This window comes from Halomonas sp. 3D7M (assembly GCF_014897885.1).
Classification (GTDB): domain Bacteria; phylum Pseudomonadota; class Gammaproteobacteria; order Pseudomonadales; family Halomonadaceae; genus Vreelandella.
On record NZ_JABUZF010000265.1, the window covers coordinates 28916 to 40132 of the forward strand.

General features: G+C 51.4%; 10 protein-coding genes and 2 tRNA genes. 4 read left to right on the forward strand and 8 right to left on the reverse strand.

Annotation, left to right across the window (positions count from 1 at the left end; translation table 11 throughout):
• Positions 1 to 289 precede the first annotated feature (289 nt).
• Genes INT22_RS17630 through sdhC form a run of 4 tightly spaced genes read right to left on the reverse strand, consistent with a single transcriptional unit; the run spans position 290 to position 3522 of the window.
• Positions 290 to 1000, reverse strand: coding sequence for a succinate dehydrogenase iron-sulfur subunit (locus INT22_RS17630; RefSeq protein WP_009722513.1), 711 nt, complete (start codon positions 998 to 1000; stop codon positions 290 to 292).
• 27 nt (positions 1001 to 1027) lie between these two features.
• The gene (sdhA, locus tag INT22_RS17635) at positions 1028 to 2800 is read right to left on the reverse strand and encodes a succinate dehydrogenase flavoprotein subunit (protein ID WP_009722512.1); all 1773 of its coding nucleotides are present in this window, start codon (positions 2798 to 2800) and stop codon (positions 1028 to 1030) included.
• 3 nt (positions 2801 to 2803) lie between these two features.
• Positions 2804 to 3151 carry a succinate dehydrogenase, hydrophobic membrane anchor protein gene (gene sdhD, locus INT22_RS17640; protein ID WP_038482412.1) on the reverse strand — a complete coding sequence of 116 codons (348 nt, stop codon included), beginning with the start codon at positions 3149 to 3151 and terminating at the stop codon, positions 2804 to 2806.
• Complete coding sequence (gene sdhC, locus INT22_RS17645; RefSeq protein ID WP_171880175.1) at positions 3145 to 3522, reverse strand: succinate dehydrogenase, cytochrome b556 subunit; 378 nt, start codon at positions 3520 to 3522, stop codon at positions 3145 to 3147. The genes sdhD and sdhC overlap by 7 nt, the downstream gene beginning before the upstream one ends.
• 486 nt (positions 3523 to 4008) lie before the next feature.
• Between sdhC and gltA the strand changes: the two genes are divergently transcribed.
• On the forward strand, positions 4009 to 5295 hold the full coding sequence (gene gltA, locus INT22_RS17650) for a citrate synthase (protein ID WP_083002030.1): 1287 nt from the start codon (positions 4009 to 4011) through the stop codon (positions 5293 to 5295).
• 142 nt (positions 5296 to 5437) lie between these two features.
• Positions 5438 to 6319: an NAD(P)-dependent oxidoreductase gene (locus INT22_RS17655; protein WP_193061584.1), complete on the forward strand. Its 882-nt coding sequence runs from the start codon at positions 5438 to 5440 to the stop codon at positions 6317 to 6319.
• A gap of 420 nt (positions 6320 to 6739) precedes the next feature.
• Here INT22_RS17655 and INT22_RS17660 read toward each other — a convergent pair.
• The 3 genes from INT22_RS17660 to gltX form a co-directional block, all read right to left on the reverse strand.
• Positions 6740 to 6815, reverse strand: a tRNA-Glu gene (locus INT22_RS17660).
• Positions 6816 to 6890: 75 nt separating this feature from the next.
• Positions 6891 to 6966 (reverse strand) — tRNA-Ala (locus tag INT22_RS17665).
• Between the two features lie 137 nt (positions 6967 to 7103).
• Positions 7104 to 8582, reverse strand: a complete 1479-nt coding sequence (gltX, locus tag INT22_RS17670) for a glutamate--tRNA ligase (RefSeq protein WP_193061583.1) — start codon at positions 8580 to 8582, stop codon at positions 7104 to 7106.
• Positions 8583 to 8867: 285 nt separating this feature from the next.
• Here gltX and INT22_RS17675 point away from each other — a divergent pair, with 285 nt between their 5' ends.
• Entirely contained in the window at positions 8868 to 9392 is a 525-nt protein-coding gene (locus INT22_RS17675) for a helix-turn-helix domain-containing protein (RefSeq protein WP_193061582.1), read from the forward strand.
• Between the two features lie 22 nt (positions 9393 to 9414).
• Here the strand turns inward: INT22_RS17675 and INT22_RS17680 are convergent, their stop codons facing one another.
• Positions 9415 to 9996 (reverse strand): hypothetical protein, encoded by a 582-nt coding sequence (locus tag INT22_RS17680; RefSeq protein WP_193061581.1) that lies wholly within the window; start codon positions 9994 to 9996, stop codon positions 9415 to 9417.
• Positions 9997 to 10330: 334 nt separating this feature from the next.
• On the opposite strand from INT22_RS17680, the gene dusA reads away from it, so the two are divergent.
• The coding region (gene dusA, locus INT22_RS17685) for a tRNA dihydrouridine(20/20a) synthase DusA (RefSeq protein WP_226912871.1) at positions 10331 to 11217 on the forward strand (887 nt) is incomplete at its 3' end.

The window sequence follows — 11217 nt, forward strand, 5'->3', positions numbered from 1 at the left end:
TACATTTTCACTACGTACCACTTCAGTACGCTCTATTTCACTACGTACTATTATACCTTCGTCTACTCACTACGTTAATACGAAGGCTTCTTTTATCTAGTCATACTCAATCAGTTCATGCTCAAAAGCCGGTACTTGCGGCACCGGCTTTTAAACTTGACTGGTTAGATGGTGCGACGCGTCGCCGCACCACCTAACGCCCCTATGATAACAAGCGAAGCTCCACGATTTAAGTGGCTTTGTGCAGCAACTTACGTAGCGATCGCATTTTTTTCATAGGATTAGGCGTTTACGTCGCATCAGCCAACAACATTTCACGAATTTTACCAATTGCACGGGTCGGATTTAGTCCTTTTGGACAAACCGCAACGCAATTCATGATGCCGCGGCAACGGAACACGGAGAACGGATCTTCCAGGCTGGTAAGACGTTCGCGGGTAGCCGTGTCACGTGTATCCGCAAGAAAGCGATAAGACTGAAGCAAACCAGCCGGACCGACAAACTTGTCTGGATTCCACCAGAACGATGGGCATGACGTAGAGCAGCATGCACAAAGAATACACTCATACAGGCCATCTAGCTTGTCGCGCTCTTCTGGTGATTGCAGACGCTCAATCGCCGGTGCAGGCTCATCGTTCTGCAAGTACGGTTGAATGCGCTCGTACTGCTTATAGAACAGCCCCATATCCACAACCATATCGCGGATAACCGGCAGACCCGGCAATGGGCGCAAGGTCAGCTTATTGCCTTTCACAACATCTGACAGCGGCGTAATACATGCCAAGCCGTTTTTACCGTTCATGTTCATGCCATCGGAACCGCATACGCCCTCACGGCAGCTGCGACGGAACGCAAGTCCGCTATCCTGCTCTTTCATCAGATGCAGAACATCCAGCACCATCAGATCGCGGCCTTTGGTATCGACCTGGAACTCCTGCATATAGGGCGCGGAGTCGGTTTCCGGATTGTAGCGGTATACGGATACCTGAAGGTTAGACATGGTGACTCCCTCTCGTCAGTGCAGAGATTAGTAGGTGCGAACCTTAGGCTCGAATGTATCAACAGTTTTCGGCTTGAAGTTAACGTCGCGCTTCTTCAGCTCTTTCGTGGCCGGGAAGTAAAGCGAGTGCTTCAGCCAGTTGACATCATCACGGTCAGGATAGTCGTAGCGCGAGTGCGCACCACGGCTCTCATTACGCTCAAGGGCAGCAATCGCCGTTGCTTCTGCCACTTCCATTAGGTTATCAAGTTCTAAAGCTTCAACACGCGCCGTGTTGAACGCATTGGACTTGTCAGGCAGGTGCGCATTGGCAATTCGGCTGCGCAGATCCGCCAGTTTCTTGACACCTTCCTGCATATTCTTCTCTTCACGGAATACACCGAAAGAAGTCTGCATGATGTCTTGGAGCTCTGCTTTAAGCTCAGGAATGCTCTCGCCACCTTCCGATTCATTCCAGCGCGTAATACGCTTCATCGCTGATTCAATATCAGATTCAGAAGCATCCAGGTAATCAATACCTTCGTTCAGCGCGCCTTCAATAAACATACCCGCCGCACGACCGAAGACCACCAGATCCAGCAGTGAGTTACCGCCCAAGCGGTTAGCACCGTGAACCGATACACACGCCGCTTCACCACAAGCAAACAAACCGTTAACGATATGATCGTTGCCGCTTTCGTCCTGGGTAATTGCCTGACCATGAATATTGGTCGGAATACCGCCCATCATGTAGTGACAAGTAGGCACGACAGGAATCGGATCTTTAGCAGGATCAACGTGAGCAAACGTTTTCGACAGCTCAACGATACCCGGCAGGCGCTTACCAAGAACTTCTTCGCCCAGGTGATCAAGCTTCAAGAAGACGTGATCGCCCTTCTCGCCACAACCACGACCTTCCAGAATTTCCATGACCATTGAGCGAGCAACAACGTCACGGCCTGCCAAGTCTTTGGCGTTCGGCGCATAACGTTCCATGAAGCGTTCGCCATCTTTATTGATCAGGTAACCACCCTCACCACGGCAACCTTCAGTGACCAGCGTACCCGCACCATAAATACCGGTCGGGTGGAACTGCCACATTTCCATGTCCTGCATCGGGAAGCCAGCACGTAGCGCCATGCCGATACCATCGCCAGTATTGATCAAGGCATTAGTAGTAGAGGCATAGATACGACCTGCACCACCCGTGGCCAGAACAGTGGCTTTCGATTTAACGTGGACAACTTCGCCAGTTTCGATGCACATGGCGATACAACCGACCACATCACCGTTGCTGTTTTTCACCAGATCTACCGCGTACCACTCATTCAAGAACGTGGTGTTGTTCTTGAGGTTGTTTTGGTAGAGCGTGTGAAGCAGTGCGTGGCCAGTACGGTCAGCGGCTGCACAGGTACGTGCCGCCTGACCGCCTTCGCCGAAGTTTTTCGACTGGCCACCAAACGGACGCTGATAAATACGGCCATTATCAAAGCGCGAGAACGGCAGCCCCATGTGCTCAAGTTCAAACACCGCTTTCGGGCCTTCTGAACACATGTACTCAGCTGCGTCTTGGTCGGCAATGTAGTCGCCGCCTTTAACAGTGTCGTACATGTGCCAGCGCCAATCATCGTTCGGATCTGACGATGCGATGGCGCAAGTAATACCACCCTGGGCAGAAACCGTGTGAGAGCGTGTCGGGAACACTTTGGACAGTACGGCTGTCTTTTTGCCAGATTTGGCAAGTTCTAAAGCAGCACGCAAGCCAGAGCCACCGCCACCGATGATAATGGCGTCAAATGTCAGGCTACGAAGGTTAGACATGTATCAAGCTCCCCACAGAATTTGAATGCCCCACACCAGATATACGAAGATGGCCAGAATAATCAGAGTCTGGGCACCCACGCGCAGGCGAGTGGACTTGAGATAATCGGTGGTGACCGTCCACAAACCGATCCAGGCGTGCGCTGCAATGGAAACAAATGCGAGCAGCGAGAAAATACGCATCCAAGTTTGATCGAACAGTCCACTCCAAGCGTAGTAATCCAGATTAGGATTGAGCAGCAGGTAGGCGACGATAAAGACGGTATATACAGCCAGGATTACCGCTGAAACGCGCTGCATTAGCCAATCGGATAACCCGCTACGGCCAAAACTTGTGATGTTGGTTACCATACCCAAACTCCTGCCAGGATGATCAGAACGACACTGACGACAACAGTGATTTGTGCTTTTTTCACGCCACCTTCTAGGGTCACGCCGATATCCGCATCCATCAACAGGTGTTTGATACCTGCTACAAAATGGAATGCCAATGCGGATAACAATCCCCAGGCAATGAACTTGGCGAAAAAGTTATTGGCCAATGCGTTGCTGACGGCATCAAAGCCAGCCGGAGACGATAGTGATTTACCCAGCGCCCAAAAAGCGAAGATCAGGCCAACGAAGAGGATGACACCCGTAATACGGTGTGTAATCGACGTTAGCGCCGGTAGTGGGAAATGTATCGTAGTAAGGTCTAAGTTTACGGGTCGTTTGCTATTCACGGCGTTATACACACTCTCTTGGCCCGCTCTGCGACAGGTCGGGCATGGCCCGAGCGGGCAGTGGTTGCTGGAAGGGGCTCGGCCGTTGCCAAGTCGAGCACGACCTCCTACCTGCCGGTCGCGCGCCGTGGATTATAAGAACCTTCGCCCCTGCTGACAAACCGAACTCAAGCTTAACTCGACTATGGTGCAAGAAAATTGAGGTCAACCTGAGTCGATTTTGCGTTGCAGCATGGTTATAGTGACAGGAGATTGATGGTTTGATAAGTCCGTTAACGTGTCGTCAACCCCCTGACGCCTCTACCACGAACTCCACACTTACCATATACAAAGATTGCCCAATACAACAACAGCTGTACAAGGATACCTAGCGCTTAGGCTAATTGACAAAATGTCGCACACTTCTATAGTAGGCGAGCCTTTTCGCCGGCGCGGTATGCGAAACAACGACATTACGTCCCAAACCGAATTCGAAAGGAGGCCAGCATGGCTGACAGGAAAGCGACATTGACGGTAGACGGTCTAGAAAAATCGATCGAACTACCCATGTATTCCGGCACACTTGGCCCCGACGTCATCGACGTACGCGGCTTAGGTGCTGAAGGCCTGTTTACCTACGATCCCGGCTTCATGGCCACCTCTTCCTGCCAGTCCGCTATCACTTATATTGATGGCGGCAAGGGCGTGCTGCTACACCGCGGCTACCCTATCGACCAACTGGCCAAAGAGTCTAATTTTGTCGAGGTATGCTACACCCTGCTATTCGGTGAGCTACCTAACGATGAACAGTATGCAGATTTCGAGTCGCGCATTCGTAACCACACCATGGTGCACGACCAAATCAACAATTTCTTCAAAGGGTTCCGCCGCGATGCGCACCCAATGTCTATCCTTTGTGGCGTCGTTGGCGGCCTAGCTGCTTTCTACCATGACCACATGGACATCACCCAAGAAGAAGATCGCGTGATCAGCGCTATTCGCCTCATTGCAAAAATGCCGACCCTGGCCGCAATGTCGCACAAGTATAATGTTGGCCAGCCGTTCAACTACCCCCGCAACGACCTGAGCTATGCAGAAAACTTCCTCTACATGATGTTCAGCAACCCATGCGAAGAGTACAAAATCAATCCGGTATACGCGAAAGCCATGGACCGCATCTTTATGTTGCACGCGGATCATGAGCAAAACGCTTCGACCTCTACAGTACGCTTAGCAGGCTCAACCGGCGCCAACCCCTTTGCCTGTATCAGCGCCGGTATTGCGGCACTTTGGGGTCCTGCACACGGCGGCGCCAACGAAGCCGTACTGAATATGCTTGATGAAATTGGCGACGACTCTGAAGAAAACATTCAGCGGTTTGTCGACAAAGCCAAAGATAAAGATGACCCCTTCAAGCTGATGGGCTTTGGGCACCGCGTATATCGCAACTTTGACCCGCGCGCCAAAGTAATGAAAGAGACCTGTGATGAAGTCCTTGCTGAGCTTGGCTTAGCTGACGACCCGCAGCTCAAAATCGCCAAGCGCCTTGAGCAAATCGCCCTTGAAGACGAGTACTTCATTGAGCGCAAGCTGTATCCAAACGTCGACTTCTACTCTGGCATCATTCTCAAAGCCATGGGCATACCGACCAATATGTTTACCGTTATTTTCGCGGTATCTCGCACCATTGGCTGGATCTCTCACTGGCATGAAATGCTCAGCGAAAGCTACAAAATTGGCCGCCCGCGTCAGCTGTATATTGGCCACGACATGCGCGATTATCCTAAAAAATAACGCCACGGTAACAACGTAGCGTCACTAGGATAATAAAAGGCCACCCACGGGTGGCCTTTTGCTTATCGTAAATTCTTTTTTTATTACTCTACACAAAATATTCCACACCCCTAGCACTCATCACACACCCACAAGGTGCTCTATGCGAACCATCACTACTGTTGCTTTTATTGGCCTGGGCGTTATGGGCTACCCCATGGCAGGCCATCTTGCCAAACAAGGCCTTACAACGCGTGTTTACAACCGCACAAGCAGTAAAGCAGATACTTGGGCAAACGAGTATGGCGGCACCGTACACGCCACCCCCAAAGAAGCCGCTGACGGCGCTGACCTTGTTTTGATATGCGTAGGTAATGACGACGACGTCAGGCAAGTAACTACCGGCACCGACGGCGTGCTAAGCAGCATGACAACCGGCACCTACCTGATCGACCACACCACTGCCTCTGCAGACCTCGCTCTGGAACTAGACACCACCTGCCGCGAGCAAGGCGTAGCCTTTTTAGACGCCCCCGTCTCCGGCGGGCAGCAAGGGGCTGAAAATGGCGCACTGACGATTATGTGTGGTGGTGAGCAGACACACTTTGACGCTGTCCACCCCATCCTTAATCACTACGCCCGTGCCGTCACACTGATGGGCAGCGCTAGCAGTGGCCAGCTGACTAAAATGGTTAACCAGATTTGTATTGCTGGCTTAGTACAAGGTCTTGCCGAAGGCCTCCATTTCGCCGAACAAGCAGGTCTGGATCAACAACAGGTAATTGATGTGGTATCCAAGGGTGCCGCTGGTTCATGGCAGATGGAAAACCGCCACAAAACGATGATTGCCAATGAGTACAATCATGGCTTTGCAGTGGACTGGATGCGCAAAGATTTAGGCATTTGCTTAGAGCAAGCTCGTCGACTGAGCGCCACGCTACCCGTCACCGCCCTTGTTGACCAATTTTATGCTGATGTGCAACGTATGGATGGAGGACGCTGGGACACTTCGTCGCTCTTGAAGCGCCTCCAAAAGCCAGAATAATGCTTGACTTTTAAGCGCCTCGATCTTGAAAAGGGTTTTCCACACTATCTGTGGATAACCCTGTTCACAACCACTACAAAACGTCCCACAATCGCCATGAACAGTGACCCAGCCTTAAATTGATCATTTTTTAACCTAATGTAACTTATTGATTTAAAAGAAATAATGCTAAATCACTGATTTTTTGAGACAACAGCTCAGGGTTGTGCACAACCCCTTCTGCAAACTTGCAAAAGTGGACAAGTCAAGCACAAAATCGCCCAAAAACGATTGAAATGAGAATGATTTCAGCCAACAGCCATAATAACGGGAACGCAAAAAACGACAGATGAGTTGCCTCATTGCCTTTAATTAAAATGCGTATTTTGAGAAATGTTTGCCGACAATAAATCTGCAAATAAATTTCGAGGAAGTAGGAGATGGCGTCCCATAGGGGGTTCGAACCCCTGTTACCGCCGTGAAAGGGCGGTGTCCTAGACCACTAGACGAATGGGACGTTATTAACCTAAATAAATACGGCCTTGAGACGCTATATTGAAAACTTTGTATTGAAAACCAGAGTTTTCGATATTGGTGGAGCCTAGCGGGATCGAACCGCTGACCTCAACACTGCCAGTGTTGCGCTCTCCCAGCTGAGCTAAGGCCCCACATGTCTCGAAGACGGAGCGTATGTTACTGATTACGCCCGCCTTCGTCAAGCCTTTCAAGCACCCTTTTCAAGCACTCGTATTACAGACACCTTTAGAAAGCCCGCTAGTGCCATATCCTAAACATCAACTAGACATTAGAGATCACGAAACTCTTTTTCAAAGCGTTTGGCTTGCTTCTTGGAAACACCGCCTAATACGTCAATGGCACTACGTAGCCGTGCTCGCGTCACGTCGGAACCTAAGATCGCCATGGCATCCATTACAGAGGTGCTCGACGTGCTGCCCGTAATGGCAATAAAGACAGGGGCAAGGAAAGCCTTCATCTTAATATCGAAATGCTCAGCAAGCACTTTAACGTCTGCCAAGAGCACTTCTTTCGTCCATGCAGGCACGGCTTCAAAACGCCACACCAAGAACTGCAGCAGCTTAACCAGTTCTTCTTTCTCAAGCTTCACGCTAGCAAAGTCGTTTTCCGTTAGCGCAGGCAGCCCAGAGAAAAAGTGCCCCGCCAGCGGAATTACTTGGGAAAGGGTTTCCACACGAGGACGCACCTGAGGAAGTATTTGTTTCACGTACTCTTCATTGAATGCCCATTCCCGAAGCGCCTGAAGCAGCGCATCGTCATCTAAGTCTTCACGAATATAAACGCCGTTCAACCAGGTCAATTTTTCCAAATCAAACACTGGCCCACCTAACGATACTCGCTGAATATCAAACTCAGCCATCATATCTGACAGGCTAAACTTCTCGCGCTCGTCAGGCATCGACCAACCCATACGGCCTAAGTAATTAGTGACGGCCTGAGGCAAGAACCCCATACGACGATAGTAGTTAATCGACGTCGGGTTTTTGCGCTTGGATAGCTTGGACTTATCGGGATTACGCAGTAGCGGCAAATGGCACAACTGCGGCATTTCCCAGCCGAAGTATTCATAAAGTAACTGATGCTTAGGCGCTGAATTAATCCACTCTTCGCCGCGCAGCACATGGGTAATGTTCATTAGGTGATCATCAACCACGTTTGCCAGATGATAGGTAGGCATGCCATCCGACTTCAGCAGAATTTGAGCATCAACTTGCGCCCATTCAACTTCGATTGTGCCGCGCAACATATCGTTCACCACACAAACGCCGGTGCTCGGTACCTTCATGCGAACGACATAAGGCCAGCCTTCCTGCTCACGACGAGCCTGCTCATCCGCAGCCAACGCTAAGTCAACGGGTTTCAAAGCCAAGTGCATACCCGCCGCTTTGCGAGCTTCCCGCAGTTCACCCAACTCTTCACTGGTGCGGTAACACTTAAAGGCATGCCCCGCATCCATAAGCTGCTGGGCGTACTGGGCGTAGATATCACCACGCTCGCTTTGTCGATATGGGCCGTGAGGGCCGCCCACATCAGGGCCCTCATCCCACTCCAGCCCTAGCCAACGTAACGAATCTAAAATCATCTGTTCTGATTCAGCGGTAGACCGAACCCGATCGGTGTCTTCAATGCGCAGAATGAACTGGCCACCATGCTGGCGCGCAAAACAGAGATTAAACAGCGCGATATAGGCAGTACCTACATGCGGATCACCCGTTGGAGAAGGCGCGATACGAGTACGAACGGTCATCAAAATGTCCTTTTGGCAATAAAGCGTCTCGGCATTATACGCACCCTTAAGGCAACCAGCAGTACCTTGCAGGGAACGAGTTTGACTTAAAAGCGTCTGATCAGAAGTTGGAGGCTCATTAATAGGAAGATGCGCGTTAAAGCACAATCGCTTAGTATGGCGAAGCCCCTATGATTCGTGTTCATACTTGAGAGCGCCTCGCGATTTCTAGTATGCACAGAGCGCCGCCGAATAGGGTGGAAGTACACTCAACGAGCTTGTTTAGCTCAACGATAGGAAAATGAAATGGAATCGCTAGGCTCACGTATAAAGCAACTGCGGCTTCGGGCCAAGCTCAACAAAGCTGCCCTCGCACGTAAAGTAGGCGTATCAGATGTCACCATTTCTTACTGGGAATCCGGTGCTATCAAACAAATCGGCCACGAACGCCTTGTTGCGCTCGCCGATGCCCTTGATTGCTCTTTGGCAACCCTACTAGAAGGTGACAGTGCCGCCCCTCTGTTGATCCTGACACATACTGGTCCCCTCCCCTGGGAACAGGTTCAGGCAACTATGATGACGGTGCCGCATCATCTGCCGCTAAAGATTGACTGGAAAGCTCCCTGCATAATGGCAACCCCCGGCCAAGAAACGGATTTCTCACCGGTGTTAGCAGGCGACTTAGTGCTATTAGGCCCTACCCATGTATTTCACAAAGCTGGTCATTATCTGATCCAGCAAGAACAAGGTTATGTTATTGAGCATTTTGCTAAAGCGCCCAGTGACACCACCATACATGCGGTACTGCTAGCACACTGGTCTCCTGCCTAAAGCATCTTTATCCCCCCACGTCCTACATTTCTTCAACTACGTCCACCTGGTCGCGCGTACGTCTTGGTTCACTGCCCACTAAGAAACTGCGCGAGTAGGTGGCAACCTGCCCTAATCCATGGCGAGTTTGGCTAACCAGCTCGCCAGCCAAATGCTCCCCTTCACTGCCAATGCGCGCCTGAACCACTTCTGGCTGCACGGCGGCTTCTGAAAGCTGGACCTGCACACTATATCGTCCATCCGGTAAGCCACTGCCAGAACCAAAGGGGCCAGCATTAAACCGCCCTTGTAAAACACTGGTACGCTCCTGCCAACGCACGCGGCTTATCTCACGCTCAATGGTTACCTGAATAAGAGCGCCGTCCGGCAGGTTGGTTTCGCCTTCTACCATTAAACGACGATCAGAGCGCAGAGAGGCCCTAGCCGAAATGGCTACAACGAGAGGATCGACCACCTCTTGTGGTTCGGCACTTTGCTGTGGGCTAGGCACTTCAACGACCGGCTCAGGCGACTCTGAGGGTGACTCCTCCTCCTGACCGCCACAACCAGCCAGCAGCAGCACGCTCACCAACACTAAACTGATACCACCTAGTGTCTTATGCATAGAGACTCCTCAACAACGAAATATCAGCTTACCACTGCCTAGCCCTCATCACATTGAATAAGACCGCAAAACAAGCAAAGTGCTGCAGGGCTCAAAAGGCTTATTTCATTGACAAACGAAACTAATTTCGTTTTTGTGGATTCAATACCTACGCGCCGGACTTTGAACAAGCGATATTCACCTTCCACCTTTGCCGGCCTCTACCCTCACAATTGAGCCGCGTGTGCTTTGTACTCAAACCCGCTTTTTGCGTACAATCGCTCGCCAACGACTCCCCCTGCTGTTAAGCAACCACGACTGGCTTATACCGCATCGAATGATGCAAGTGATTGATATGACTAAAACAAGCCCAGCAGATGCTGCTCGTCTGTTTTCCGTGGCACCTATGATGGATTGGACAACCCGCGATTACCGCGCGTTTGCACGCACGTTAACCAAGCGGACATTGCTGTATACCGAGATGGTGACCACTGGTGCCATTTTGCATGGAACGCCCCGTGAGCGCTTTTTAGGCTATAGCGATGTAGAGCATCCGATTGCGTTGCAATTGGGTGGCAGCGATGCGGGAGAGCTGGCCGAGTGTGCAGCCATTGCCGAGGCGTGGGGTTACGACGAAGTCAATCTGAATGTCGGCTGCCCCAGCGACCGGGTGCAGAACAATATGATTGGCGCTTGTTTGATGGGCCACCCTGAAAAAGTGGCGGCGGCGGTGAAAGCTATGCAGGCGGCAGTGTCGATTCCGGTCACGGTGAAGTGCCGTATCGGGATAGACGATCAGGATGAAGATGCTGACTTGGCGCGGTTTATTGAGATTGTGGCGGCTGCAGGTTGCAACATCTTTACGGTTCACGCGCGCAAAGCTTGGCTGCAGGGTTTGTCGCCTAAGCAAAACCGGGATGTACCGCCCCTTAACTACCCCCGCGTGCATCGTCTGAAGCAGAGCCACCCAGAGCTGCATATTGGCATTAATGGGGGGATTAAAACCCTAGCCGAGTGCAAAGCCCAGCTTGAGCACATAGATAGTGTGATGGTGGGCCGCGAGGCGTATCAAAACCCGTGGCTACTCGCCGGGGTCGATGAGCAGCTATTTGGTGAAGCGGGGCCTGCGCGTACGCGCTTGGAAGCGGCTAACGCATTTCGCCCGTATATTCAGCAGCGGTTAGATGAAGGGGCCAAGCTGAATCACATTACCCGCCATTTGCTGGGGTTATTTCAGGGCTG

Bases quoted from the DNA above. Each gene is read 5' to 3' on its own strand.
- INT22_RS17630 (WP_009722513.1), bottom strand. From the start codon at position 1,000: ATGTCTAACCTTCAGGTATCCGTATACCGCTACAATCCGGAAACCGAC.
- sdhA (WP_009722512.1), bottom strand. From the start codon at position 2,800: ATGTCTAACCTTCGTAGCCTGACATTTGACGCCATTATCATCGGTGGC.
- sdhD (WP_038482412.1), bottom strand. From the start codon at position 3,151: ATGGTAACCAACATCACAAGTTTTGGCCGTAGCGGGTTATCCGATTGG.
- gltA (WP_083002030.1), top strand. From the start codon at position 4,009: ATGGCTGACAGGAAAGCGACATTGACGGTAGACGGTCTAGAAAAATCG.
- INT22_RS17655 (WP_193061584.1), top strand. From the start codon at position 5,438: ATGCGAACCATCACTACTGTTGCTTTTATTGGCCTGGGCGTTATGGGC.
- gltX (WP_193061583.1), bottom strand. From the start codon at position 8,582: ATGACCGTTCGTACTCGTATCGCGCCTTCTCCAACGGGTGATCCGCAT.
- INT22_RS17675 (WP_193061582.1), top strand. From the start codon at position 8,868: ATGGAATCGCTAGGCTCACGTATAAAGCAACTGCGGCTTCGGGCCAAG.
- INT22_RS17680 (WP_193061581.1), bottom strand. From the start codon at position 9,996: ATGCATAAGACACTAGGTGGTATCAGTTTAGTGTTGGTGAGCGTGCTG.